Genomic DNA, 25,340 nt, shown 5'->3' with positions numbered 1-25,340 from the left:
GGGCGTGCAGCAGCCTTTGAGTTTTGGCATCGAGGAGGAATACCTGCTGGTGGACCTGCGCAGCGCGCGGGTGCTGGCCACCCCTTCGCTAGCGGTGGCCAGGCGCTGCCGAGAAGTCATGGGCAAGTATTTTGCCGAGGAGATGTTTCGCAGCCAGATCGAAGTCGCCTCGCCGGTGTTCACCCACCTGCACGAGGCGCAGGGCTTTCTGCTCGACAGCCGGCAGCGCCTTGGCAAGGCATTGGCCCAGGAAGGTGTTGGCCTTTACTGCGCCGCCAGCCATCCCAGCGCCCAGTGGTTGCGCCAGCGCGCCCGGACCACACCGCACTATCGCCAAGTGTTCGATGACTACCAGCACGTGGCCCGGCGCAGCCTGTTGTCCGGGCTGCATGTTCATGTGGGCGTGCCCCCCGGGTGCGATCGGATTCAGTTGATCAATCGCTTGCTGTACTGGCTGCCGCTGTTTCTGGTGCTGAGCACTTCATCGCCCTTGTGGGGCGGCCAGGATACCGGCTTCATGAGCTATCGACGGGTGATCTGCGCCGAGTGGCCGCACATGGAGCTGCCGGAGCCATTGGCGGATTGGGAGGCGTACCAGCGCTACCGGGCTTTGCTGGAGCGTACCGGTGCTTTGGCAAAGGAAGGGGACTTCTGGTGGGCGATTCGCCCGTCGCGGCGGTTTCCCACGGTGGAGTTGCGCATCTGCGACGCCTGTCCACGGCTGGAGGATGTGCTGTGTATCGCTGGCCTGTTCCGTCACCTGGTACAAGGCCTGGCGGTGGACCACTACGACGCCACGCCGGTCAACCGTGAAGTGCGCTGGATCACCCAGGAAAACTATTGGCGGGCCAAGCGCCATGGTCGGCACGGGCAGTTCATTGGCGTCCACGATCAGGCGCAGGTGACTGCCGAGGGCTGGCTGGCCCAGCTGCTGGCGCAGTTCCCGGCGGACACGCTGGATGCCCAGCGTGCAGCGCTTGAGGCCCAGCGCATCCTGCGCGAAGGCACCAGCGCCGACCGCCAGCTCCATTGCCTGGAGCAGGCCCGAAGTGGCGGGCGCGATGTGCGCCAGGCCCTGCATGCGGTGGTCGATCAGGTGTTGGCAGAAGGCGCCCAGCAGAGCGCTTCGAACCCCGTTGGCGGGTAAACCTGCGAAGAAGACGCTGGATGTCTAAGCAAACGCCAGAGATCTGGCTTATTGCTCTTTGATGATCGAGATCTTGCCGTTGCGTTCGACAATGGCGTAGCGGATCTGCTCTACCGTCTCGATACCCTGGCTGTCGCGCGCCGATTCGAGGACATCATCCTCGGTCAGGCGGGCCTTGCGCATTCGCCCATGCAAAAAACGCCCGTGCTCGACCACCAGCGTGGCATGGCCATCCAGCACCCGGGCCAGGCGCCTGGAATTGAGCTTGGCCAGTGACAGCCCGACGTCCAGCACGATCAAGGTGGCGATCACCAGCATGGCATTGATGAAGGAAAAGTCTTCGCCCAACAAGGCCTGCTGGGTCGCTTCGCCGATGATCATCAACAAGACGAAATCGAAGGTGGTCAGGTCGCTCAGGGAGCGGCGACCGGCGATGCGAAACAGCAGCATCAAGGCAAGGTACATGCCGGCGGCGCGCAGAATCGAGTCCATGGCTGCCCCCTAGGGATAGATGAAACTGGAAAAGTGCACCACGCTGTCCGGCCCCAGGCTCACACGGCCTTCCAGGCTCCCAGGCGTGTCGGCGCGCAGGGTCAGATACAACGTCGCGGTGCCATCGGTGCCGGTCTCCAGCTGCAGCGCAAGCCCCTGGCCCTCGGACCGGGAGCGCAACGGTTGGGGCTGCAGGGTCTCGAGGCTCGCTTCGCGAAACAGCTCTCCATCCAGCAGGACCTGTACCTGCCCGTTGTGCGGGCCACGTACCGTGATCTTCAGGTGTTCCGTCACGCCGCTGCGGCTCAAGCGCGCGTATTGCACCTGCACACGTCCGTCGGCGCTGCTGGCTTGGCCCTGGCTCAACGGGCCACGGCCAAACAGCCCCGCCAGGGCCAGCAGCATCACCAAGGACAACACGTACCAGCCGACCCGCTCGAAGCGCCAGACCCGCTGCTGCATGGCCATGTTTTCCTCGACCGGCTGGTGCCGTGAGCGCTGTTCATCCTCGGTCATGGTCAAGACTCCGCTCAGGCGCGTTCGCCGCGCAACCAGCGTTCGTGATAGTGCAGCAGCCGCGTCAGGCCATACAGCGCGCCCTGGCGCAACACTTCGGTGCGATCGCCGAAAAAGCGCTGGCTGCGGGTGAACACGGCAATCGATTCATCCTGAAACGCCCAGGCAAAGCACAAGGTGCCTGGTGCGATACCGTCGGTGCCGTCCGGGCCGGCCACGCCGGTGGTGGCGATGGCCACGTTGGCAGTGCTGTCCTTGAGCGCGCCGAGGGCCATTTCCCAGGCCACGGCCTCGCTGGTCAGGCCGTAGCGTTCGATGGTCACCGGGCTCACCCCAAGCAGCCGTTGCTTGGCCTTGGGTGAATAGACCACGTAGCCGCTTTCCAGCGATTCGCCCACGCCGGGATGTTCCGCTAGCAACGCGACCATGCGCCCGGCGGTGCAGGATTCGGCGGTGGTCAGCACCAGGGCGTGTCGTTTCAGGTAATCCAATACGTGCTGCACAGGGTCTTCGCGCATCGGGGTTGCCTCGTTGGAGCCTTTTGCGATGGACGCCGGGCTCGGGCAAATGGTTCAGACCGTTGCGCCTTACCACCCGTCGGTGCGTATGACGGGCCGAACAAACCTTCGATCCTGACGCCGCCTCGAAAGCTTTAGTGACCCATCGATTGGCCAAGTGAGGAGGCGCACCATGCCCAACAAACCCCGCGACCAGTTCAGCATGCAGAACCCGCTGACTCAGTATCCGCACCCTCCATTCCCCGACCAGACCCAGGCCCCACCGGGGCTGGATGCGAGCATGCAGCCCAAGCCCGACCACGGCGAGGACACCTACAAAGGCTTCGGCCGCCTGGCCGGACGCAAGGCGCTGATCACCGGTGCCGACTCTGGGATCGGCCGCGCCGTGGCGATCGCCTTTGCCCGCGAGGGAGCTGATATCGCACTCAATTACATGCCCATCGAGCAGGCCGACGCACGCGAAGTGATCAAGCTGATCGAGGCCGAAGGGCGCAAGGCCATCGCTCTGCCGGGCGATCTGAAAGACCAGCGTTTCTGCAGCGAACTGGTCGATCAGGCCCACGAGCAGTTGGGTGGCCTGGACATCCTGGTCAACGTCGCCGGCAAGCAGGAGGCTCGCAAGGACATTAGCCAGATCAGCCACGAGCAGTTCGATCACACGCTCAAGACCAATGTCTATGCGTTGTTCTGGCTGTGCCAGGCAGCGGTGCCGTTGATGCCGGCCGGCGCGACCATCATCAACACCGCCTCGATCCAGTCCTACCAGCCGTCGGCCACCTTGCTGGACTACGCCACCACCAAGGCCGCCATCGTGGCCTTCACCAAGGCTTTGGCCAAGCAGGTCATCGAGCGTGGCATCCGGGTCAATGCCGTCGCCCCTGGGCCGATCTGGACCGTGTTGCAACCCAGCGGTGGCCAGCCCCCGGAGAAAATCCCAGAGTTCGGCTCGCAGACCCCGATGAAGCGCCCCGGCCAGCCAGCGGAGTGCGCGCCGCTGTATGTGCTGCTGGCTTCCCAGGAGTCGAGCTACATCACAGGTGAGGTGTTCGGTGTCACTGGCGGCAACCCGCTTCCATGAGCCGGCGCGAGTAAACCTTCCCGGCGCCGTGCAGTCCTTGAAAGTAAGGGCCCTGTAGGTGCTTAGGGCCAAGGAGGTGGCTGATGAGCTTCATCTGCCTGTTGCGCGGCTGCCAGTGGGGCGCCGTCCTGACCTGTGAATTCCCCGGGCTGCAGTGCCAATGCTGCGAGCGCTGTGGCGCGTTGCGCTACTGCCGGCCCGGTCAACCGTTTGAACCTGGAACCTAGGAGCTAAGCCATGGCCCGGGCAATCTGGAAAGGCGCGATCAGTTTCGGTCTGGTGCACATCCCGGTCAGCCTCAACACGGCGGTGCGCACCGAGCGCGTCGACTTCGACTGGCTGGACAAACGCAGCATGGAGCCGGTGGGCTACAAGCGCGTGAACAAGGTCACCGGCAAGGAAATCGACAAGGAACACATCGTCAAGGGCGTGGAGTACGAAAAAGGCCGTTATGTGGTCATCAGCGAGGAGGAAATCCGTAACGCCCGTCCCGAGGCGACCCAGACGATCGACATCTTCTCGTTCGTCGATGCCTCCGACATCCCGTTGCAACACTTCGACACCCCGTACTACCTGAGCCCCGACCGGCGCGGCGGTAAGGTCTACGCCCTGTTGCGCGAGACCCTGGAGAGCACCGGCAAAGTGGCCTTGGCCACCGTGGTGCTGCATACCCGTCAGCACCTGGCACTGCTGCGGCCGCTGGACGAGGCACTGGTGATGATTACCTTGCGCTGGCCTGAAGAGGTCCGTGGCCTGGAGACCTTGGAACTGGACAAAAGCGTCACCGATGCCAAGGTCGACAAGCGCGAGCTGGACATGGCCAAGCGCCTGGTCGAAGACATGAGCGGGCCGTGGACGCCTGAGAACTATCACGATGCGTTTCGCCAGACCATCCTGGACCTGGTCGAGGAAAAAGCCGCCAAGGGCAAGATCAGCGTGGTGGAGAAGGGCGAAGGCGCGGCGGTGCAGAAGGGGGCCGATATCGTCGACCTTACCGAACTGCTCAAGCGCAGCCTCGGTGGTGGCAAGAAAGCCGCACCGGAGAAAAAACCGGCCAAGCGTTCGCGCAAGGCTTCCTGAACGAGGGCCGCATCGCGGTCCATCGCAGGCTACGCCAGCGCCCACGACAGCTGAGTTCGCGCACCTTCGTGGCGAGGCCTGAGATGGTGCGCGAAGTGGCCCTCGTCATCCTGGGACCGAACCCTCCAGGCTCGCCAGGTAATCCCCAAACCCTTCTCGGGCCCTGCTATCGCGCCGGCTGCTGGTGGCCACGCTATGTCGGGCCGTCCAGACGATCTGCGCGCCGCTGGCCTCCAGCGCCCGCACCAGTTGTACATCCTCATGGGCGGGCAACGGCGCGAACCCGCCTGCGCGCTCATATGCTTGGGCACATACACCCAGGTTGGCGCCATGGACATGCCGGTGGTCCTCCCTGGCTTCGTAGCGGCTGCGGTAGTGCTGACGCAAGGCTGCGCTTTGCCATGGCTGCCAGCGCTCGACGTGCACGGTGCCGCACACTGCATCGGCTGAGAATTGCAGTTGAGACAGTAGCCAGTGCGCCGGTACCCGGCTGTCGGCATCGGTGAAGGCTAGCCATTGCGCGCCACGTTCGAGCATCCATGCCGCGCCCGTGCGGCGGGCGATGCCGACGTTGCCCGCATCCACCGCCAGGGTTGCCACACCATGGCGGAACGCAATCGCGGCACTGGCGTCGTTGCAACGGTCGAGCACCACCAGTATCTGCACCGTGCGGCCAGTGCGTTCGGCCTCGAGGGCGGCGCGTTTCACCGCGCGCAGGCAATGCCCCAGGCGCCGCGCCTCGTTGTGGGCGGGGATGACTACGCCGATCATGGGCAGGTCTCGTCCAGGTCCACCACGCTGGGCTGGCACGACCAATATTCGAGCAGAAAATCCGCCTCTTCATGACGCAACACTGGGTACAGCGGCAGGTGACGGGCGATCAGCTCGTGCACTTCGCGACCATCCTGCGGGCAGCCGGCGATCGGGTGGCGCCAATGGCAGGCGAGCAAGCCGCCGTCATGGCTGAGGCTGGCCATCGATTGTTCGATTACCTGCAGCCAGTCGGTCGGGTCCAGGTAATAGCCGATCTCGCTCAGGACGATCAGGTCGAACTGGCCGCCGGGCCAATCGCCCGGCAGGCGGCCTTGTTCGACCTGAACGTGGGTGGCAGTCGCCAGGCGTTCGCGTGCAAGGCTCACGGCCGTGGCGTCGATGTCCTGGCACAGGAGCGTGGCGCAACGCTCAGCCAGCAGAATGCTCAGCTCGCCGTTTGCGCAGGCGGGCTCGAAGATGCGCCGATAACACTGTTGCGGCAGGCTGGCGAGCACCAGCTCGCGCTTGCGCCGCTCGTACCAGCGGGTGCGGAAGGCCCAAGGGTCGTCGCTGGTGGCGTACAGGTCGGCGAAATACTGCGCATCGAGGCTCATGGCGACTCCGTTTCCATTCAAAGCAGAACCAGTTCAAAAGGCTGCAACAGGCACTCCAGCAAGGTGGGCTTCAATACTGGCGCTCGTTCGCCGTCAGGCTGCAGTTGGCTCAGGTGCGCGGACAGCGCTTGGCGCTTGCGGGCCAGGCGGGTTTCATCCAGTGCGATGCGGTGAGCACGCGGCCAAGGCAGGCTAGGATCGTCTGCGCGGGCCCAATGCCACGCCCAGATAGGCACCTCGGCCAGTTGTACCTTGCGGGCTTGGCAGGCCTGGGCGGCAGCGCGACCGACTGCTTCGTGATCGGCATGCCCGTCACCGCGCCAAGTCGTCAACAGCAGGTCGTCGGCCTTGAGCAGCTGGCTAAGGTGATTGACCAGAAAGGCTTCGTCGCGGGGCACTGCACCGTCCTTCAGGTGCAGGCGCTGCCAGTCCAGCTGTGCAAGATCAAGGCCCAGCAGCTGCAGAGCCTGACGGCTTTCCAGCGGCCGATGCCGGCGCAGGCGGTGCTCGGTCCACTGGCTGGAGCCGGGGTGACTGGCCTCGCCGTCGGTGACGGAGATCAACAGCAAGTCGTGCTCGCGCCCGGCGAAACCTGCGAGCAGGCCACCGGCCATTAGGATTTCGTCGTCCGGGTGAGGGGCCACCAGTACCAGGCGTCGCCCGGGTGGGCACAGTTGATCGGGCGCGATCCACGTGGCCCGGGCCAGATGCGCGGCCTGTTGCCACTGACGCCAGGGTGTGCCGCTGCTGTTACTGATCGGGTCGTCGGTCATAGCTGCCATGCTCCGGCCGGCACTTGGGCCAGTTGTTGCCCGAGCGCTGCCAGGTCTCGTTCGGCATGGCTCTGGCGCAGGTACACCGGCAGGTCGGCGCTCAACCGGGCGAAGTGGCTGCTGCGGCAAAAGGGTGTGGCACCCAATGCTCGGCCTACATGGTGGATGACCTGCTCGACCGCGTGCTCGACCTGGGCGCGGGTGCGGCGCACCTCGAAGCTGGCGTCGGCGGTCGGCTGCCGGTCGATCCATCCGGCGCATTCGCGCAGCGCAGCGCGAGCACCGTATAGCGCGGCATCCACCGCACCCAGGTGTGCCTGGGCGTGGGCGTCCGGTGTCGGCTTGCGGCAATGCTCGCGCAGGTAATCCGCCAAGGCCTCGGCTGCGCCGTACCAGCAGGCGGCGATCCCCGCGCCGCCGTGCCAGAACCCAGGACGCTGGAGGTATTGCCCGGGGCGGCCCACGGCAATCCCCGGTGCATCGTCGAACCTGATCTCCACGCTGGTCGTGGTGGCCATGCCCACGGCTTGCCATTGTTCCACCTGGATACGCTGGTTGGGATGGGCCAGTTCGATCGCTACCAGCTGCGGTTGGCCGTCATCACCCCAGGCCGTGATCAGTGCCCGGTCGATCTGCAACGCACCGGAACACCAGGCTTTACATCCACCCAGTCGTACCTGATCGTCATGACGGGCGAGGATGCGGGCCCGGGCATCCGGCGGCTCTGCGGCCCACACGCCCCAGACGCCGTCGCCGACCAGGTGCGGCGCACCACATTCGGCGAGGATCGCCAGGGCATCGGTGTGCCCTTCGTAGAGCTTGGCCAGGGCCAGGTCGCAGCCGGCAATGCGGGCGAGTGTCTGCCAGCGCTGTAGCGTGTGTCCTTGACCGGGCAGTGGCAGCAGGTCGAGATGATCGGCCTGCAAGGCCTGCATCAGCACAGGCAACTGGGTATCGAGGTTCAACGCCTGGGGGCGTTCGGTGAACGTGCGCAGCAGGCGGTCGAGGTTGGTCAGGTCGAAATCCTGGACGATGCTCATGTACTGGGCTCCCCCGTGGTGTTCTTCTTCCAGCCGCGCAGGTTCATGGCGCACAGGCAGAACTGCAGCACGATCAAGGCCCAGGCCTGTACTTGCCAACCCCAGATCACCCACAGCACGTTGCTGCTGATGAAGCAGCAGAAGCCCGCCCGGCGTCGACGTGGCTGACGGGAACCGATGCACCAGGCGGCCAGCACGGTCAGCAGCATGGCGGGCCATTGCAGAAGGTCGAGCAGTACCGCCATCAGTTCAGCCCCATCTGCTTGCGCATGCGAGCGGTGATCGACTGGCGTGTCTTGGCAAGATCCGCCCAAGGGTCGTCGACTTCCGCCAGACGCTCGGCCAGGTTGCCGATGTGCCATTGGTTGGCGCCCTTGAGCTGGGGTAACTCCTCGCGCCAGATCGGTACAGACACCGGCAGGCCCTCGCGGGCGCGCAGGGAATAAGCGCTGACCGTGGTCGCGCCTTTGCCGTTGCGCAGGTAGTCGATGAAGATGCGCCCGACCCGGTTCTTGGGGCCGGACACTGCGCTCAGGCGCTCGGGGAAGAGCCGGGCCAGGTATTGGACGATGGCGTGGCTGAAGTCTTTCACCTCATCCCAGCCTGCGCGGCGCGTCAGCGGCACCACCAGGTGCATGCCTTTGCCACCGCTGGTCTTAAGAAACACTTTCAGCCCCAGTTCGTCGAGCAGGGTGAGGGTCAGTTGCGTGGCTTCCAGCATGGCCTTCCAAGGCAGCGCCGGGTCCGGGTCCAGGTCGAGGACGAAGCGATCGGGTTTGTCGAAGTCCTTGTCGGTGCCGTTCCAGGTGTGCAGTTCGAGCATGTTCATCTGCACCGCCCCCAGAAGGCTTTCGGCACTGTTGAGAATCATTGCCGCTTGACCAGCCTGGGCCTTGCTGTAGCTGACCACGTCTGGAATGTGCAGTTGCCCGGCGTTTTTCTGGAAGAACAGCTCGCCGCCCAGGCCCTCTGGGGCACGCACAAGGGCTACGGGGCGATCCTTGAGCTGCGGCAGGATCCACGGCGCGACCTGGGCGTAGTATTCGGCGACCTGGCGCTTGGTCACGCCGCGGCTGGCATCGATCACCCGGTCCGGATGGGTCAGGCGCAGGTCACCGAGCGTGGTCTCGGGTGAGGGCTTGGCGACGCGGGTCTTGGGCATGGCGCGCTCCAGGTCGATGGCGGTGGCGGGTTTGTCATCGCGCAGGCCATGGAACACCGAGTGGCGCACCACGCCGTCACGGGTCATCTGGGCATAGGCGACCTCGGCCAGCAGCTGGGGTTTGAGCCAGTGCACTCCGCGGGCATCGGCACCGGTCGGCGGCTTGGCCAGGGCGGGCTTGTCCACCTCCAGCGGCTTGAGTCGGGCGTGGATGCTGTCCAGTGTGGTGGTGCTAAAGCCGGTGCCGACCTTGCCGGCGTAACGCAGCTGGCCGCTGTCGTTGTCGTGCAGGGCAAGCAGCAGCGCGCCAAAGCCGTTGCGACTGCCCTTGGGCTCGGTATAGCCGACAACCACGAACTCCTGGCGTTGCTTGCACTTGAGCTTGATCCAGTCGCTGCTGCGCCGGCCGCTATAGGGGCTGTCGGCGCGCTTGCCGATCAGGCCTTCGAGCTCCAGGCGACAGGCGCTGTCGAGCAGCGAGTCGACGGGCTGGTCGAAGTCGGCCGAATATTTCACCTGCTCCGACTCACGGCCCTCCAGCAATTGCCGCAAGGTCTCGCGTCGATCCTGCAACGGCACTTGGCGCAGGTCCTGGCCGCCGAGAAAGGGCAGGTCGAACACGTAATAGGTGATGCGCTCGTCATGCTCGGTATCGAAGGCGTTCTGAAGGGCCTGGAAGTCGGCCAGGCCGTTTTCCCCGGCGACCACCACCTCGCCATCGAGCCAGGCGGACTTGAGCTTTAGATCGCGCAGGGCCTGCACCTGGTGCGGCATCTTCGCGCTCCAATCGTGGCCATTGCGGGTGAACAGGCGCACGTCCGACCCCTCGATACGGGCAAGGATGCGGTAGCCGTCGAACTTGACCTCGTAGCGCCAGTCGCCGACCGGCGGAGCATCCACCAGCGTCGCCAGTTGCGGTTGCAGATGGTCGGGCAACTCGGCTTTCTTGGCGTTGGCTACCCGTGTTCGGGGGCTGGCCGCGCGCTTGGCTGGCGTTGCCTGGGCCTTGGCCCGACGCGGCAGCAATGTGCGCTCGCTGAGGACGCTGTCGGGCTGGGCTTCGACGATGCTGTAGTCGCTTTCGCTGCGGGCTTGGTCGTCGTCGGACTTGACCAGCATCCACTGCTCCTTCTTGCCGGCCAGGTGGGTGCGGAACAGGTTCCAGACCCCGGCGAGCTTCTCGCCTTGCAGGCGGAAACGCAGCTTGCCCTTGGCATAGGCACTGCGAGGATCACCCTCCGGCTCCCAGACACCCCGGTCCCAGACGATCACATCGCCGGCCCCGTAGTGCCCTTCGGGGATATGACCTTCGAAATCGGCGTAGTCGAGCGGGTGGTCCTCCACATGGATGGCCAGGCGCCGAACCTTTGGGTCCAGCGAGGGGCCCTTGGGAATGGCCCAGCTCTTGAGGGTGCCGTCCAGCTCCAGGCGAAAGTCATAGTGCAGATGGCTGGCGTCGTGTTTCTGGATGCAGTACTGCAAGGCATGCGCCGGCCTGCCTCGGCGTCGGGTGCCGGCCGGCTCGGGCGTGGCGTTGAAGTCGCGCTTGCGCTGGTACTCCTGCAGGGGCTTGGCCATGGCGGGCTCCGGGAGGTTCGCGGGTCTCTAGATGTGGGAGGGAGCGTTACGCTTGAGAGTTCAGATTTTTTACCGCGGCTGCGCCGCCGGGCAGAAAGTCTGAATCATTGTCCAGCCCCGGCAGTCGACCGCATGAACCCACCTGACGGAGAACCCAGATGCCCCAGCCAGACGATCCGAAAACCAGGACCCCGGTTGAAATCGACGATACCGAGGACCGGATGGGCAGTGTGCGTGAGCTGGATTTCAGCGACCGCCAAGACGAGCGCGAAGGCCGCGCGGGGGACGAGCGCCCGGCCCAAGAAGTCGCCCAGGAATACCCACCAGAACGCGTGGCCGAAAGCGGCATGACCGGCGGCGAAGCCCTGAGCGACAGCCTCCATGAAGACAACGTCACCCTCGACGACCTGAGCCCGGACACGCTCTACGACCAGACCGGCGCCCGTGACCCGCACGAACCCGGTGCCGGCGGGCCGGCAGACAAGACCCTGCGCAGAGTGCAAGAGCACGAGATCGGTGGCGGCATTGGCCTGGACGAGGCCGAACTGGCCCGCTCCGCACCCCTGGATGGCGAGCCGTGGACCGACGAGGTTTCGCCGACCGATGAAGACGATGAAAGGAGCTGACCATGACCGAGCAACGTTGTGCCTGTAATCATTGTTCCTGCACCGTGGATGCCAATGCGATCCTGCAGGATGACAAAGCCTACTGCTGCGAAGCCTGCGCCACCGGTCACCGCAATGGCGAGCCATGCCGCATGGCCGATTGCAACTGTGCCGAGATGGTCCAGCCCAAGGAAACCAACGTGGATAACGCGCTGGACGAAACCTTCCCGGCCAGCGATCCGATCTCGCCTTGACCGTCGTGGGGGCCGCCAGGCGGCCCCCTTGCTCAGGCCGCCCGCCGCAACGCGTCGATCAGCTCAGCCTTGCGCATGGTCGAGCGCCCCGGGATGTGCTGCTTGCGCGCTCGGTCCATCAGTTCGGTCTTGGTCATGTCTTCCAACTGCTGCCCAGGCCGAGGCACGCCACGGCGCGTTGCCGCAGCGCGTTTGGCCGACGATTCACGGGACTTTTGCTTGGCCTGAGGGCTTTTCTTCTGGCCGGAGCCGCCCTTGCGCTCCCCACCGCCCGACTGTTTGTTGACCGTGGCCCAGGCGCGGGACTCGGCTTCGTCCTTGGACACGCCCTTGGCTTCGTAGCTTTCCTCGATGTGCTCGGCCTTGCGTTTCTGTTTGTCGGTGTATTTGTCTTTGTCTCCACGTGGCATGGCGGTTATCTCCCTGGTGATGGAAATCGCTGTCGACTACTACGGCTGAACGCTCGCCAAGCCCCGTCGTTCCTCGGTTTCGACCGACGGTCAATGGGTTTGCCAGATCCCGTCATTGCGTTCGCAGTCGGCGCGTGCCTGGCCCAGGCTCGGTGTGTCGTAGTAGTAGGTGATCACTCGGGCGTCCTTGGGCAGGGCCGGGCGTGTCGAAGGTTGGTCGCGCCCGGCAGCGTTGGGGTTGGCCAACGACTCTTGAGTCAGCGGCGCGATGCAACTACCGACGCTGCCATCGGCGCAGCGGGCGACGGAGCGCTTCTGGGTACTGAGCATGTCCTTGCTCTCGTTGCTGCACGACCAGGCGATAGCTTCGGCGGGCATGTTGCTGTAGCTGTAGCAGGTGTGCCGCTCCACAGGCTTTACCGCGTCGCTGGAGGAGCGGGTGAGCACGTCGCAGGCCTCGGCCAGCGCCTGGGTGCTCGCCAGGCTGGCGAGCATCAACAGCACAAAGGGAAAACGCATCGGACACCTCCCGGCCCGGGGGCCTTCGTCAGGTCTTGCGCAAGGCGGCCTTGCCACGTTGGCGCAGGGTCTTGGCGCGTTTTTCCAGCACCAGGTAGATGACCAACGCCACCAACAAGGGAATCAGGTAGTAAAGGGTGCGATAGCCCAGCAGTGCGGCCACCAGGCTGCCTTGGCCGAGCTGGCCATGCAGCAGCGCGAGGAACACCGCCTCCAGCACACCGAGCCCGGCGGGAATGTGCGCGACCACCCCAGCCACGCAACTGATCAGCAGAATGCCAAGGATCGATGGGTAGAACAGGTCATGGGGTAGCAGCCAGTAAATCAGTGCCGCCATCAACGCCCAGTTGCTCATGCCCAAGGCCACCTGGCACAGCGCCAGGCGCAGGGAGGGCAGGGTCAGCTCGTGGCCACGCAGGCTCCAAGTGCGGCGTTTGGCGAAGCCGCAGGCCAGCAAGTAGCCCAGCGCTAGAGCCAGCAAGGCGATGCCGATCAGTTGTAGCCCGGTGGCGCCTACCGCCCAGTTTTCCGGGAGCTTGACTAGGCGCAGGGCGAACACGCTGCCGGCCAGCAGCATGTAGCCGACCCAGTTGGTCAACAGGCCCAAGGTGAGGATTCGGGTAATGGTCGGTGTGTCCAGGCCCAGCCGGCTGTACAGCCGATAGCGCAGCGCCACGCCGCCGACCCAGGTAGTGAAATTGAGGTTGAAGGCGTAGCACACGAACGCCACCGGCAACACCTGGCGCGCTGGCAGGTGGTGCCCGGTGTAGGCGCGGCCCAGCAGGTCATAGCTGGCGAACGCCAGGTAGCTGGTGAACGCTAGCACCAGGCCTACGGCCAAAGTGCCGGGTTTGTAGGCCAACAGCGACTGACGCACTTCGTTCCAGTCCAGGTTGCGCGCAAGGCTGTAGAGCAGCACGGGTATCAGGACGACGAACAACAGGGTCAGCAGGCGCTTGCCCCAGGTGTGCCAGGCTTTGCGTTCCATCAGGTGTTGCCCTCGTGATAGGTGCCTGAAGCCTGCGCGCCCGGTGTCACCGATTGCAGTTTCTGGCGGTGGGCAGGGAACCAGCCGGCAATCTTCGGGAAACGCCGGATCACGTGGAAGCACAGGAAGATCAGCGGTGCCCGCCACCAATAGCCTCGCACCATGCGCTCCAACGTCACCGCCTTGCAGTGCTGATGGGCCAGTTCGTCAAGGTGCTGGTAAAGCCGCTGGTTGAAGGTGCGGTCGCGGATCAGCAGGTTCGCTTCCAAGTTGAACGACAGGCTCAGCGGATCGAGGTTGCTCGAACCCACCGTGGCCCACTGGTCGTCGACCAGCGCGACCTTGCCATGCAGCGGGCGCTGGCAGTACTCGTGGATCTTCACGCCGTCGCGCAGCAGGTAGTTGTACAGCAGGCGCGACAAGGCCCGGACCCAACGCATGTCAGGCTGACCCTGCAGGATCAGCCTGACCTCGACGCCACGCCGGGCGGCATTGCGCAGCTCGCGCATCAAGCGGTAACCGGGGAAGAAATAGGCATTGGCCACCACGATACGCTGACGCGCCAGACGAAAGCCTTCGAGGTAGTAGGCCTCGATGTCGTTGCGGTGGCGGCCATTGTCGCGCTCCACCAGCACGGCGCTGGCCGGACCGCAAGGGTCGGTGACAGGCCGTACCTGGCTCGGTGGTTCCAGCACCGGGGACAACAAACGACGACTCGACGCATGCACCTGGGCGACCACCGGGCCTGTGACCTCCACGGCGTAATCCTGCTTGGCCATGGGGCCGAAGTCGCCCAGGTGATCGGCGCTGTAGTTGATGCCGCCGATGAACGCCCGCTCACCGTCGATCACGACGATCTTGCGGTGCAGGCGGCGGAACAGGTTGGTGCGCATGCCCGCCAGGCGCGGCTGTGGGTCAAAGGCATGAAAGCGGACACCGGCTTCGGTCATCGCCGAGATGAAGGCGTCCGGCAGGTCGGCCGTGCCGTAGCCATCGGCGGCGATTTCCACGCGAACACCGCGCCGGGCGGCATCGATCAGCACTTGCTGAAGCCGTTGGCCGACCTTGTCGTCATAGATGATGAAGGTCTCCAGCAGGATCTCTTCCCGGGCCTGGGTCATGGCCTGGAACACCCGTTCGTAGTAGGCCTCGCCGTTGATCAGCAGCTCGACCTGGTTGCCATCCACCCAAGGCCGCTTCATAGGCTGATCTGCGCGGCGAGTGGGGCGTGGTCGGAGAGATGCGACCACGGGTATTTGGACAACACCTGGGCTTTGCTCGAGGTGGCGTTGCGCAAGTAGATGCGGTCCAGGCGCAGCAATGGCAGGCGCGCCGGGAAGCTGCGGGCGGGTGTACCGAACGCCTCCACCAGGCGCTGCGAGAGCAGCGCATCGGCCTTGCGCCGCCAGTCGTTGAAATCCCCGGCAACGATCACCGGGGCGTCAGGCGGCAGGCTGTCGAGCAGCTCCAGCAGCAGGCGTACCTGGTTCTGCCGATGGGCCTCGCGCAGCCCCAGGTGCACGCACACCGCATGCACCTCTTCGTGTCCGGGCACTTCCAGCTGGCAATGCAGCAGGCCGCGTTGTTCGTTGCCGGCAATGGAGACGTCGAGGTTGTGGTAGCGGGTAATGGGGAATTTGGACAACAACGCGTTGCCGTGGTCGCCATGGGGGTAAACCGCGTTGCGACCATAGGCGAACTGCGGCCACATGCTGTCGGCGAGGAATTCATATTGCGGTGTCACCGGCCAGGCGGGGTGTCGCTCGGCGTGGTGCTGATGACTGCCGTGGACTTCCTGGAGAAACACCAGGTCGGCACCGGTGGCGCGCACCGCCTCGCGCAGTTCGGGCAGGATGAAGCGCCGGTTGAACAGGGTAAAGCCTTTGTGCACGTTGATCGTCAGCACGTTCAGCTGGCGCACGGCAGTGACCTTGTCGATGATGCAGCGGGGAGCAGGCATGGTCTTGTTCACAGTTCGACCTCCGGTTCCACCCCGGGCTCGGTCACCAGCTCGCCGGCAAGGCCGAGCTTTTCCAGCAGCCGCCGGGCGTCGTAGGGGGCATGGACTTTCTGGTCATTGTCGAAATAGCAGTAGATGTCCCGCGAGGCTCGCTTGTGCGGCGCGCGCTGGACGATCAACTCGGCGTCATCGGGCTGGCCACCCTGGCTCCAAGCCAGGATGCGTGTCTTCCAGCGCCGCAAGGCTCGGGCGGTATAGCCGCTGCTGTAGAGCTCCACGTCCCCGTGCAGGCGCATGTAGACGAAATCGGCGGTGACATCCTCGGCATAGGGCCACTTGCCGGCGCTGTCGGCCACCACCAGCGCCACGTTGTGGGCGCGCAGCAATTCGACGAAACCTTCGCAGAGAAAACTCGGGTGACGGATCTCCACCGCGTGGCGCAGCGGTGCATTGCCGTCGATATCGGTGCCGCCGTTGTCGCGCAGGCGTTCGGCGCAGTGTTTGGCACAGGCACGGGCTGCGGCGCGATCGTGGGGCAACTGTTGGAAAAATTCGGCAAAACGTGCTTCGTCGTACTTCATACTCGCAGGGAACTGCCAAAGCACCGGGCCGAGCTTGTCGCCCAGCAACAATGGGCCTGATGCGAAGAAGTTGGCCAGCGGCTCTTCGATCTCCTTGAGCCTGCGTACATGGGTGATGTAGCGCGGCGCCTTGACCGAAAAGACGAAGTCATCAGGTGTCTCGTCGCGCCAGTTGCAATAGCGCTCGGGCGTTTGCAGGGCATAGAACGAGCCATTGATCTCGATGCTGTTGACCGCACGCGAGGCGAACGCCAGTTCGTCGTCCTGACGTAGGCCTTTGGGGTAGAAGTCCTTGCGCCATGGGCCATAGCGCCAGCCGGAAATACCGATACGGATATCGCTCACGGTGCCTTCCTTCGCTCAGGGTGGTTTTGCGCGACGTGTGCCGCATCACTCTTGATGTGCGACCGGCAAGCCCTGGCGAGGGTTCAGGATGTTTGACGAGTGGCGCACGCTAGCTCAGCAAAGGGTGCAGGGCGCGGAATCCTTCGGCTTCTTCGACCAGCCAGTCATGCACGGCGCGTGCGCCTGGCTGGCTCAGCCCGCCAGGCGGGTAATGGAGCATGTAGCGCTTGTGGTTGGCGATCGGCACGCCGAAGGGCACGATCAGTGCGCCCCGCTCCAGCTCGTCGTTGAGCAGGGTGCGCCGGGCAATGGCCACACCGACGCCGGCGATGGCGGCCTCGATGGTCAAGTGGTTGCGATTGAAGGTGTGTCCACGTCGCACATCCAGGCTGCCGGCGCCGATGCCTTCGAGGTAGAACTCCCATTCGGCATATTCCGAGCTGCCACGCCAGGCGGTGATGTCGTGCAGTAACGGGTAGTGCACAAGGTCTGCCGGGCCATGCAGCGGCGGGCGGCCACGCAGCAGGGCGGGGGAGCAGACCGGAAAGATCTGCTCGTCGAGCAGGGGTGTCGAGAGCATGCCGGGGTAGCTGCCATCGTTGAGGTCGATGGCCAGGTCGAAATCCTCTGGGTTCAGGGCTTGGTTGCTGTCCTCGGCCACCAGGCGCAATTCGATGTCCGGGTAGCGCTGCTGGAAGCGGGGCAGGCGAGGGGTGAGCCATTTGGCGAGGAACGAGGGGATCGAACGCAGGCGCAGGGTGCCGCGGATTTCGCCGGCGTCCAGACGCAGCAGTTCGGCCTCGATGTTGCCATAGGCCTCGGCCACGGTCTGCGCCAGGCGCTGGCCTTCAGCGCTCAGCTCCACGCCCCGAGCCCGACGCAGGAACAACCGATAGCCCAGGCGCTCTTCCAGTTGGCGCATCTGCTGGCTCACCGCACCGGGGGTGATGTGCAACTCCTGCGCGCAGCGGGTGAACGACAGATGCCGTGCCGCGCAGGAGAACACATGCAGCCAGACGAACATCTGGCCATTGAGTTGTCGCTTCATCGTTTAGCCTTGCTAAAGCCTTGCTTAGGAACTTTCGTTGGTCATTACCCGACGGACGAGTCAGTATCACGCAATATCGCAGTCTCGTTCAATTTTCTCGGAGGGGCGGTCGACGGCTAAACGGCCCGTCACGCCCAGGTATTAGCATGGCTATCAGTGTTTTCGACCTCTTCAAAATCGGCATTGGCCCGTCCAGTTCCCACACCGTGGGCCCGATGCGCGCGGCGGCGACTTTCGCCCAGGCGCTTCGCGAACGGGGTGTGCTGACGCAGGTGACGCGGGTCGAGGTGCGGCTGTATGGCTCGCTGTCGGCGACGGGCGTCGGCCATGCCACCGACCGCGCCTGCTTGCTCGGATTGATGGGCCAATGGCCAGATCGCATCGATCCGCAGAGCATCGAGCCGCGCATCGCACAGGTGTTGCAGGAGCAGTGTCTGATACTCGATGGCAGCCATCCCGTAGCGTTCGAGTATGCCCGGGACCTGCTGCTGCTCGACGAGAGCCTGCCTTACCACCCTAATGCCATGAGTCTGGAGGCGTTCACCGAACAGGGCAGCCTGTTCTCCCAGACCTATTACTCCGTCGGCGGTGGCTTCATCGTCGAACAGGCCGAAATCGATGCGCCCCAAGGCGATACCGACCTGGTCAAATTGCCCTATGAATTCAACAGCGCGGCTGAGCTGCTGGCCCTGTGCAAGGCCCACCAACTCAGCGTTGGCCAGCTGATGATGGCCAACGAGTGTGCCTGGCGGCCTGAGGCCGAAGTCCGGGAGGGGCTGCTGAAGATCTGGGCAGCGATGGGCGAATGCGTGAACAACGGCCTGCGCAACGAAGGCATCCTGCCAGGCGGGCTGCAGGTCAAGCGCCGGGCAGCCAAACTGCACCGCAGCCTGCAGGAGCTGGGCAAGCCCAATGTCATCGGCTCGACCTTGAGCGCCATGGAGTGGGTCAACCTGTATGCCCTGGCGGTCAATGAAGAAAACGCCGCAGGCGGGCGCATGGTCACCGCGCCCACCAACGGCGCGGCGGGGATCATTCCGGCGGTTCTGCACTACTACATGAAATTCAACCCAGGCGCCTGCGATGACGATGTGGTCGCGTTCCTGCTGGCGGCCGCGGCGGTGGGCATCCTGTGCAAGAAGAACGCGTCGATTTCCGGCGCGGAAGTCGGCTGCCAGGGCGAGGTCGGCTCAGCCTGCTCCATGGCGGCAGCGGGCCTGGCCGAAGTGCTGGGCGCTACGCCCGCGCAACTGGAGAACGCCGCCGAAATCGCACTGGAGCACAACCTGGGGCTGACCTGCGACCCGGTCGGTGGCCTGGTCCAGGTACCGTGCATCGAGCGCAACGCCATTGCCGCAGTCAAGGCGATCAACGCGGTACAGATGGCCCTGCGTGGCGACGGCGAGCACTTCATCTCCCTGGACCGGGTGATCCGCACACTGCGTGACACCGGCGCTGACATGCATGCCAACTACAAGGAAACCTCCCGCGGCGGGCTGGCCGTGGCGTTTGTCGAGTGCTGAGGCAAACCCTGCATCCAGCTTTGTTCGCGGGTAAACCCGCCGCCACAGGGATTGCGCAAGTCTAGAAAGCGGCGCAATCCCGGTGAGCCCAGCTTTACCCGCGACTGTTCGCTCTCCCAGATACGGGACTACTTGAGCAATACCCGGCGCTTGGTCAGCTCCCCGTCGTCCCCGCCCGGCCAGTGCAGCTCCACCAACACCTCGGTCTGGCTACCGTCCAACGAGGGCCGCACCTGAAGCATGGCGAAGTTCTTCGAGCCGGCCATGGCGTACCAGCGCTCGCAGACGATGTCCTTGACGCCGGGCATGCTACCGCCTGCGCTGATCGCGAGCTTCAGCACGCCAGGGGCCGGCATGCGAGAGATGGCACTGGAGGTGACCTGGAACACCTTGGCAGCCGGATAGCGCTTGTGCAGCAAGCGGAACACTGCCGCGCAATGTACATCGCCGCTAAGGAACACCACCGGCTTTGCGCTGTTGCCCAATGCCTCGAACACCGCATCCAGCAAGCGTTTGCGTTCGCCCTGGTTGCTTTCATGGTCCCATTCGTCCATGCAATCGTCCTTGAACGATCCGATGTCGGCGTAGTTGGTCACGGCGTTGCGCCAGTGCATGACCGGCACCGGTGACACCACGAACACTGCGTCGGCTTTTTGCACCGGTGCGCTCTTGAGCCAGGTGGCAAAGCGCGCCATCTGCTCGCTGCCAAGCAACTTGCAGGGGTCTTTGGCCTCGATGTCGTGATGGCCGCGCATGTCCAGCACATAGAACGCCGACTTGCCTTGCTCGAAGGCATAGTCCCACTGGCAGGCGTCGGGATTGTCCAAGTCGATCGGCGTGGGTGGGTTGTGGCTGTGCTCGTACTCGTAGTACACCCGGCAAGCGGCGCGCCACATGAGATCCACCAGCATTTGGTTGGTCGTGGTGTTGTTGCTGCGCTCGAACAGCAGCGAGATGCGTTTGCGCCGTTCGACTTTGGTCAGCGAGCCCCAGCCGTCCATGATTTCGTGATCGTCCCAGATCATGTACTGGGGCAGGCGTTCATAGATCTCCCGCTGGGCCGGCACGTTCCAGTAGACCCGGTAGAACCAGCGGTAAAGGTTGCATAGGTAGCGCTCGATGCCCGCCTTGTCGTAACCCTTGCCTGTGCCCTTGCTGTACGCCTGCAGCAGTTCGTCCTTGTTGTCCTTGAGCCATTCCCAGATATCCAGGAAGCCGTTCTTCTTGTTGGTGTCCACGTACACCTGGTCGCCACCGCCGATGACGAAGCTGGCGCGCTGGTCGGCCAGTTGCTGATGCATCAGCGGCCAGGCACCGGCACTGCCGTCGGCACTGATCGGGTCGTGGCAGCTATAGAACCCGAAGGTGAGGGTGTCGGACGCCTTCGGAGGGGTAACGAAGAAGCGCGGCCGATCGCCGCCGATCTCGGTGCGCCGACCGATCTTGCCGGCGTCGGTTTCGTCGCTGATCAGCGCGTAGTAATAGGTAGTGCCGGGCTTCAGACCAGTGACGTCGAAGACGCCGGTGACATCGGTGTCGAAGTTCAGCGTCTTGGCCTGCAGATAAACAGGCGTGACGCCTTGGTCTTTGAAATACCGAGGGACGGGCAACTCGCCCAGGCGGACCATGTCGCCGCGCATCGGCTCGGTGGTGACCGCCAGGTACCAAGTGCCTGGCCGGTACAGGCGTACCCACAGGCGGGTACTGCTGGGTGTGGTGGCGCCGATCAGGGCGGCGCTGGAAAGTTTGGGGTATTTGCTTTCGTTGGAGGTGGGGTCAAGCAGGGGCATGGATCCATCCTGGGTTCTCACGGTGTTACCGGCCAGTAAAGCCGAGTTTTGCCGTTTCGCTCGTTCCGGAACTGGCCGGTGTCATGCCAATGTTCAATGCCAACCCCCCACGTCATGGGCAAGCCCACAAATCGGGTGCAAGTCGCCCAGGCCTGCACCTGATCTGCGGGGCTCTAGAGGGCGGTCAACCCAGCACTTCCCGCAACCGGTACCACAGCATCCCCAGGGCCAGCAGCGGCGAGCGCAGGGCCTTGCCGCCGGGGAAGGTCAGGTGGGGCACGGCGCTGAACACATCAAGACCCTGGCTGTGGCCCACGGCGATGGATTCGGCCAGCAGTTTGGCGGTCCAGTGGGTGACATTCAGGCCATGGCCGGAATATCCCTGGGCGTAGTAAACGTTTGGATGCTGGTTCAACCTGCCGACCTGGGGAAAGCGGTTGGCGGTGATGCCGATCATGCCGCCCCACTGGTAATCGATGCGCACCTCGCCCAGTTGCGGGAATACCTTGAGCACCTTGGGCCGCATGTAGGCCGCGATGTCCTTGGGATCGCGGCCGGAGTAGTGGCAGGCGCCGCCGAACAGCAGGCGGCGGTCGGCGGTAAGACGGTAGTAGTCCAGGCCGACCTTCTGGTCGCACAGCGCCATGTTCTGCGGGATCAGCGCCTTGGCGACGTGCTCGGGCAGGGGTTCGGTGGCGACCACGTAACTGCCGGCCGGCAGCACCTTGCCGCTCAGGCGCGGTTCCAGCTCGTCTAGGTGCGCATTACAGCCGAGCACCAGGCTGTTGGCGCGTACCTTGCCGCGCGCGCAGTGCAGGGTCACGGTGGGGCCGTGCTCGATGCGCTGCACTGGGCTCTGCTCGAAAATGCGCACGCCCAGTTGCTCGGCCGCGCGGGCTTCGCCTTGGACCAGGTCAAGCGGATGCAGGTGACCCGAGCCCATGTCCACCAGGCCGCCGGCGTACTGGTCGCTGGCGACCACCTCGCGGATTCGCTCGGGGCCGACCAGGCGGGTTTCGTGGCGGTAGCCCAGCGCGGCCAGATCGTCCTGCTCGTCCTTGAAGGCGGCGAACTGCGCGGCGGTGTTGGCCAGTTCGCAGAAGCCCCAGCGTAGGTCGCACTCGATGCCGTAGCGGGCAATGCGATCGGCCACCAGCTCCACCGAATCGATGCCGGCCTGCTTGAGGTAGCGCACGCCATCCTGACCGACGAAGCGGGCGAAGCCGCTGACGTCATGGCCAATGCCGCGGATCAATTGCCCGCCGTTGCGCCCGCTGGCGCCCCAGCCGATGCGCCGGGCTTCGAGCAGGATCACCGAAAGGCCATGCTCGGCGAGCTCCAGCGCAGTGTTGACCCCCGTCAGGCCGCCGCCGACCACGCAGACATCTGCGCTCAGCTCGCCTTCGAGCGTGGGGTAGGGCGTCGAGCTGCGTGCGGTGGCAGCGTAGTAGGACGCGGTGTGTTGGGTAGTAGGCATGGCTCGTGCTCGGCTCAGCGGTTGGACTTGATCTTGCTCCAGGAGCGGGTCATGACGCGCATGATCTTGGGGCTCGGGGTGCTGGAGACATACAGCTTGTCCAGCACGTCCTGGGACGGATAGATCTCGGGGTTGTGGACCAGGGAGGCGTCCATGTAGGCCTTGGCGTCCGGGTTGGCGTTGGCGTAGCCGACGGTGGCGCTGACCTTGGCGATCACTTGCGGGTCGAGCAGGTAGTTGATGAAGGCCAGGGCCTGCTCGGGGTTGCTGCTGTCCTTGGGGATGGCCAGCAGGTCGAACCACAAGTTGCTGCCTTCTTTGGGAATGCTGTAGGCGATCTTCACGCCATTGTTGGCTTCCACCGCGCGGCTGGCGGCCTGGAACACGTCGCCCGAGTAGCCGAAGGCCACGCAGACATCGCCGTTGGCCAGGTCCGAGACGTACTTGGAGGAGTGGAAGTAGGTGACATAAGGGCGCAGCTGCATCAGGCGCGCTTCGGCCTTGGCGTAGTCGGCGGTGCTTTCGCTACGCGGGTCCATGCCCAGGTAGTTGAGCACGGCTGGAAAGAGTTCGTCAGGCGAGTCCATGAAGGCTACGCCGCACTGCTTGAGCTTCTTGAGGTTCTCCGGCTCGAACAGCACCGCCCAGGAATCGACCTTGTCGATGCCCAGCACTGCCTTGACCTTCTCGACGTTGTAGCCGATGCCGTTGGTGCCCCACAGGTAGGGCACCGCGTAACGGTTGCCCGGATCGTTCTGCTCCAGTTGCTTGAGCAGCACGGGATCCAGGTGTTTCCAGTTCGGCAGTTTGTCGCGCTCCAGCGGCATGAAGGCGTCGGCCTGGGCCTGGCGCGCCAGGAAATGGTTGGAAGGCACGACCACATCGTAGCCGGTGCGTCCGGCCAGCAGCTTGCCTTCGAGGGTTTCGTTGGAATCGAACACGTCATAGACCACTTTGATGCCACTGCTGGCCTGGAAGTCGGCCAGGGTGGTGTCACCGATGTAGTCGGTCCAGTTGTATACGCTGACGCTCGGCTGGGCCTGGACGGCGGCGCCGAACACCAGGGCGAATGCAGCGGGAATCAGGGTTTGCAAATGACGCATGTCGACACCTCGTTGGTCTTGTTCTTTGAATGCGGTGTAACAAAGGTTTCACTGCCCAAGGGCAGCACGTAGTCCCGTGGGCGCGGGGGCACCCGTGAATGCGATGGCACACACACCGGTGCCTTCGCAGGTGACCCCGTGCCCACGGACGTGACAGGAATCAGACGCTCAGCAGCAGGAACTCACGCTCCCAGGAGCTGATCACACGCTTGAAGTTCTCGTGCTCGGCGCGCTTGACCGCCACATAGCCCTGGACGAACTGACGTCCCAGGTATTCGTGCAGGGTCTGACAGTCTTCCATGTGCTGCAGGGCATCTTCGATGGTGATCGGCAGGCGTAGGTTGCGCCGCTCGTAGGCGCGGCCTTGCACCGGCGCGCTCGGCTCGATCTTCTCGACCATGCCCAGGTAGCCGCACAGCAAGCTCGCGGCGATCGCCAGGTACGGGTTGGCGTCGGCACCCGGCAGGCGGTTTTCCACACGCATGGCCTCGGGGCTGGAGGTCGGTACGCGCAGGCCTGCGGTGCGGTTTTCCTCGCCCCACTCGACGTTCACCGGTGCCGAGGTGTCCGGCAGGAAGCGGCGGAACGAGTTGACGTTCGGCGCGAACATCGGCAGCACCTTGGGAATGTACTTCTGCAGGCCGCCGATGTGGTGCAGGAACAGCTCGCTCATGCTGCCGTCTTCATTGGCGAAGATCGGCTTGCCGGTGGCGATGTCGACCACGCTCTGGTGCAGGTGCATGGCGCTACCCGGCTCGTCGGTGATCGGCTTGGCCATGAACGTGGCAGTGACGTTGTGCTTGAGCGCGGCCTCACGCATGGTGCGCTTGAACACGGTGATCTGGTCGGCCAGATCCAGTGCGTCGCCGTGACGGAAGTTGATTTCCATCTGCGCCGGGCCGTCTTCGTGGATCAACGTGTCCAGGTCCAGGCCCTGGATTTCGCACCAGTCGTAGACGTCTTCGAACAGCGGATCGAATTCGTTGGCCGCGTCGATGGAGAACGACTGGCGGCCGCTTTCGGCACGCCCCGAACGCCCCAGTGGGACTTGCAGCGGCAGGTCCGGGTCTTCGCAGCGCTGAGTCAGGTAGAACTCCATTTCAGGTGCCACGATCGGCTGCCAGCCCTTGTCGGCGTACAGCTTCAGGACCTTTTTGAGCACGTTGCGCGGCGACAGCTCGATCGGGTTGCCGTGCTTGTCGAAGGTGTCGTGAATGACGATAGCAGTCGGCTCGATGGCCCACGGAATCTGGTACACCGCCGAAGGGTCGGGGCGGCAAACCATGTCGATGTCGGCCGCATCGAGCAGGTCGTAGTAGATGTCGTCATCGACGTAGTCGCCAGTGACCGTCTGCAGCAGCACGCTCTCCGGCAGGCGCATACCGCGCTCGTGGAGGAACTTGGCAGTCGGCGCGATCTTGCCGCGGGCGATGCCGGTCAGGTCGCTGATCACACATTCGACTTCGGTGATCCGGTGTTCTTTCAGCCAGGTGGACAGCTGATCGAAGGGGGCGTTCATACAGACCTCTTGGTTGGGTTTTATGGGCGAGTCCGCGTTGGAATCTTCCCAGGCGACGCGCTGAGGACTATCTTGGTCGCAGCCCCCAGGGGTCATCTATCCATTTTCTTCGGCAACAAATGCACCAAAAGAGTGCATAAGGGACACGCGCGTGACAACGCCCAATGCCTTGCAGGTCCAGGCTTTCCACACCAACGATGTGACCGAACAGGTGCGCGCGACCCCTGGCTGGCAGCAGCAATACCGGCAAATGTCCCCAGGGCATTTCAACGGCCAGTTGCGCTGCCTGGGGCTCGATGGCGTGGAGGTCTACGAAGAACGCCTCAATACTCGAGTGGAGCAGTTCTTCCGCGCTCCGAGCGGGTCGCTGGCGTTCTGCTTCGACCGCAGCGAGAACAGCCTGTACCTGCTCAACGAGGACAGCCGCAACATCTGGATCACCCCCGAGAACTACCAAGAGGTGGCCG

Annotated in this window: 28 protein-coding genes (1 of these 28 running past the window's edge); 8 read left to right on the top strand and 20 right to left on the bottom strand. The window is 64.3% G+C overall.

All coding sequences use genetic code 11. The features are described from left to right. Positions 1–4: 4 nt before the first annotated feature. Positions 5–1,147 carry a carboxylate-amine ligase gene (locus AB1N67_RS12300; protein WP_090343061.1) on the top strand — a complete coding sequence of 381 codons (1,143 nt, stop codon included), beginning with the start codon at positions 5–7 and terminating at the stop codon, positions 1,145–1,147. A gap of 48 nt (positions 1,148–1,195) precedes the next feature. Here the strand turns inward: AB1N67_RS12300 and AB1N67_RS12295 are convergent, their stop codons facing one another. From AB1N67_RS12295 to AB1N67_RS12285, 3 genes are read right to left on the bottom strand one after another with little or no spacing between them, the layout of a single operon-like run. Beyond that, positions 1,196–1,639, bottom strand: a complete 444-nt coding sequence (locus AB1N67_RS12295; protein WP_043214504.1) for a DUF421 domain-containing protein — start codon at positions 1,637–1,639, stop codon at positions 1,196–1,198. Between the two features lie 9 nt (positions 1,640–1,648). Then, positions 1,649–2,155 carry a hypothetical protein gene (locus tag AB1N67_RS12290; RefSeq protein WP_043214501.1) on the bottom strand — a complete coding sequence of 169 codons (507 nt, stop codon included), beginning with the start codon at positions 2,153–2,155 and terminating at the stop codon, positions 1,649–1,651. Positions 2,156–2,169: 14 nt separating this feature from the next. Further along, on the bottom strand, positions 2,170–2,673 hold the full coding sequence (locus tag AB1N67_RS12285) for a CinA family protein (RefSeq protein WP_043214498.1): 504 nt from the start codon (positions 2,671–2,673) through the stop codon (positions 2,170–2,172). 172 nt (positions 2,674–2,845) lie between these two features. Between AB1N67_RS12285 and AB1N67_RS12280 the strand changes: the two genes are divergently transcribed. The 3 genes from AB1N67_RS12280 to AB1N67_RS12270 all read left to right on the top strand — a co-directional run bounded on the left by AB1N67_RS12280 (position 2,846) and on the right by AB1N67_RS12270 (position 4,831). After that, positions 2,846–3,751: an SDR family oxidoreductase gene (locus tag AB1N67_RS12280; RefSeq protein WP_182815158.1), complete on the top strand. Its 906-nt coding sequence runs from the start codon at positions 2,846–2,848 to the stop codon at positions 3,749–3,751. 83 nt (positions 3,752–3,834) lie between these two features. Continuing rightward, positions 3,835–3,978 carry a PSPA7_2676 family Cys-rich small protein gene (locus AB1N67_RS12275; protein WP_279614947.1) on the top strand — a complete coding sequence of 48 codons (144 nt, stop codon included), beginning with the start codon at positions 3,835–3,837 and terminating at the stop codon, positions 3,976–3,978. A gap of 10 nt (positions 3,979–3,988) precedes the next feature. Further along, on the top strand, positions 3,989–4,831 hold the full coding sequence (locus AB1N67_RS12270) for a Ku protein (protein ID WP_367863007.1): 843 nt from the start codon (positions 3,989–3,991) through the stop codon (positions 4,829–4,831). Positions 4,832–4,936: 105 nt separating this feature from the next. On the opposite strand, the gene AB1N67_RS12265 is transcribed toward AB1N67_RS12270, so the two are convergent. The 6 genes from AB1N67_RS12265 to ligD are packed head-to-tail and all read right to left on the bottom strand — an operon-like array spanning position 4,937 to position 10,751. Continuing rightward, positions 4,937–5,602, bottom strand: a complete 666-nt coding sequence (locus tag AB1N67_RS12265; RefSeq protein ID WP_090342908.1) for a glycosyltransferase family 2 protein — start codon at positions 5,600–5,602, stop codon at positions 4,937–4,939. After that, a complete protein-coding gene (locus AB1N67_RS12260) occupies positions 5,599–6,198 on the bottom strand; it encodes a bifunctional 2-polyprenyl-6-hydroxyphenol methylase/3-demethylubiquinol 3-O-methyltransferase UbiG (protein WP_197852887.1) in 600 nt (199 codons plus the stop codon). Before AB1N67_RS12260 ends, AB1N67_RS12265 begins: the two co-directional genes overlap by 4 nt. Before the next feature lie 17 nt (positions 6,199–6,215). Next, on the bottom strand, positions 6,216–6,971 hold the full coding sequence (locus AB1N67_RS12255; protein ID WP_043214491.1) for a PIG-L deacetylase family protein: 756 nt from the start codon (positions 6,969–6,971) through the stop codon (positions 6,216–6,218). Continuing rightward, positions 6,968–8,011, bottom strand: coding sequence for an acyl-CoA dehydrogenase (locus tag AB1N67_RS12250; protein WP_043214489.1), 1,044 nt, complete (start codon positions 8,009–8,011; stop codon positions 6,968–6,970). Before AB1N67_RS12250 ends, AB1N67_RS12255 begins: the two co-directional genes overlap by 4 nt. Continuing rightward, positions 8,008–8,256: a hypothetical protein gene (locus tag AB1N67_RS12245; protein WP_043214486.1), complete on the bottom strand. Its 249-nt coding sequence runs from the start codon at positions 8,254–8,256 to the stop codon at positions 8,008–8,010. Before AB1N67_RS12245 ends, AB1N67_RS12250 begins: the two co-directional genes overlap by 4 nt. Beyond that, on the bottom strand, positions 8,256–10,751 hold the full coding sequence (ligD, locus tag AB1N67_RS12240) for a DNA ligase D (protein WP_367863006.1): 2,496 nt from the start codon (positions 10,749–10,751) through the stop codon (positions 8,256–8,258). Before ligD ends, AB1N67_RS12245 begins: the two co-directional genes overlap by 1 nt. A 158-nt stretch (positions 10,752–10,909) precedes the next feature. Between ligD and AB1N67_RS12235 the strand changes: the two genes are divergently transcribed. Continuing rightward, entirely contained in the window at positions 10,910–11,377 is a 468-nt protein-coding gene (locus AB1N67_RS12235; RefSeq protein WP_043210599.1) for a hypothetical protein, read from the top strand. A 2-nt stretch (positions 11,378–11,379) separates the two neighbouring features. After that, a complete protein-coding gene (locus AB1N67_RS12230; RefSeq protein ID WP_043210595.1) occupies positions 11,380–11,610 on the top strand; it encodes a metallothionein in 231 nt (76 codons plus the stop codon). A gap of 32 nt (positions 11,611–11,642) precedes the next feature. On the opposite strand, the gene AB1N67_RS12225 is transcribed toward AB1N67_RS12230, so the two are convergent. The 7 genes from AB1N67_RS12225 to AB1N67_RS12195 all read right to left on the bottom strand — a co-directional run bounded on the left by AB1N67_RS12225 (position 11,643) and on the right by AB1N67_RS12195 (position 17,461). Then, complete coding sequence (locus AB1N67_RS12225) at positions 11,643–12,020, bottom strand: Rho termination factor N-terminal domain-containing protein (RefSeq protein ID WP_043210592.1); 378 nt, start codon at positions 12,018–12,020, stop codon at positions 11,643–11,645. Positions 12,021–12,110: 90 nt separating this feature from the next. Next, entirely contained in the window at positions 12,111–12,539 is a 429-nt protein-coding gene (locus AB1N67_RS12220) for a hypothetical protein (protein ID WP_043210590.1), read from the bottom strand. A 28-nt stretch (positions 12,540–12,567) separates the two neighbouring features. Then, positions 12,568–13,527 (bottom strand): lysylphosphatidylglycerol synthase domain-containing protein, encoded by a 960-nt coding sequence (locus tag AB1N67_RS12215; protein ID WP_090342902.1) that lies wholly within the window; start codon positions 13,525–13,527, stop codon positions 12,568–12,570. Further along, entirely contained in the window at positions 13,527–14,729 is a 1,203-nt protein-coding gene (gene clsB, locus AB1N67_RS12210; RefSeq protein ID WP_043210587.1) for a cardiolipin synthase ClsB, read from the bottom strand. The genes AB1N67_RS12215 and clsB overlap by 1 nt, the downstream gene beginning before the upstream one ends. After that, entirely contained in the window at positions 14,726–15,499 is a 774-nt protein-coding gene (locus tag AB1N67_RS12205) for an endonuclease/exonuclease/phosphatase family protein (RefSeq protein WP_043210585.1), read from the bottom strand. Before AB1N67_RS12205 ends, clsB begins: the two co-directional genes overlap by 4 nt. Further along, on the bottom strand, positions 15,496–16,413 hold the full coding sequence (locus AB1N67_RS12200) for a DUF72 domain-containing protein (RefSeq protein WP_043210583.1): 918 nt from the start codon (positions 16,411–16,413) through the stop codon (positions 15,496–15,498). The genes AB1N67_RS12205 and AB1N67_RS12200 overlap by 4 nt, the downstream gene beginning before the upstream one ends. A 109-nt stretch (positions 16,414–16,522) precedes the next feature. Next, positions 16,523–17,461, bottom strand: a complete 939-nt coding sequence (locus tag AB1N67_RS12195; RefSeq protein ID WP_043210581.1) for a LysR substrate-binding domain-containing protein — start codon at positions 17,459–17,461, stop codon at positions 16,523–16,525. Positions 17,462–17,607: 146 nt separating this feature from the next. Here AB1N67_RS12195 and AB1N67_RS12190 point away from each other — a divergent pair, with 146 nt between their 5' ends. After that, positions 17,608–18,984 (top strand): L-serine ammonia-lyase, encoded by a 1,377-nt coding sequence (locus AB1N67_RS12190; RefSeq protein WP_043210579.1) that lies wholly within the window; start codon positions 17,608–17,610, stop codon positions 18,982–18,984. Between the two features lie 128 nt (positions 18,985–19,112). On the opposite strand, the gene AB1N67_RS12185 is transcribed toward AB1N67_RS12190, so the two are convergent. From AB1N67_RS12185 to AB1N67_RS12170, 4 genes are all read right to left on the bottom strand, one after another. Then, positions 19,113–20,774: an alkaline phosphatase D family protein gene (locus AB1N67_RS12185; protein ID WP_367863005.1), complete on the bottom strand. Its 1,662-nt coding sequence runs from the start codon at positions 20,772–20,774 to the stop codon at positions 19,113–19,115. Between the two features lie 184 nt (positions 20,775–20,958). Continuing rightward, positions 20,959–22,251 carry an NAD(P)/FAD-dependent oxidoreductase gene (locus AB1N67_RS12180; protein WP_367863004.1) on the bottom strand — a complete coding sequence of 431 codons (1,293 nt, stop codon included), beginning with the start codon at positions 22,249–22,251 and terminating at the stop codon, positions 20,959–20,961. Positions 22,252–22,265: 14 nt separating this feature from the next. Next, entirely contained in the window at positions 22,266–23,354 is a 1,089-nt protein-coding gene (locus AB1N67_RS12175) for a polyamine ABC transporter substrate-binding protein (RefSeq protein ID WP_367863003.1), read from the bottom strand. Positions 23,355–23,514: 160 nt separating this feature from the next. Beyond that, on the bottom strand, positions 23,515–24,873 hold the full coding sequence (locus AB1N67_RS12170; protein WP_043210572.1) for a glutamine synthetase family protein: 1,359 nt from the start codon (positions 24,871–24,873) through the stop codon (positions 23,515–23,517). A gap of 151 nt (positions 24,874–25,024) precedes the next feature. Between AB1N67_RS12170 and AB1N67_RS12165 the strand changes: the two genes are divergently transcribed. Beyond that, a protein-coding gene (locus AB1N67_RS12165) for a helix-turn-helix domain-containing protein (protein ID WP_043210571.1) crosses the window boundary here: on the top strand, positions 25,025–25,340 show its 5' end (the start). The gene runs 590 nt beyond the window's last position; only the first 316 of its 906 coding nucleotides appear in the window; the start codon lies at positions 25,025–25,027; its stop codon lies beyond the right edge, outside the window.

It is taken from the genome of Pseudomonas guariconensis (assembly GCF_040822035.1).
GTDB classification, from domain to species: domain Bacteria; phylum Pseudomonadota; class Gammaproteobacteria; order Pseudomonadales; family Pseudomonadaceae; genus Aquipseudomonas; species Aquipseudomonas guariconensis.
This window is presented reverse-complemented; position numbering and strand designations above follow the sequence as displayed.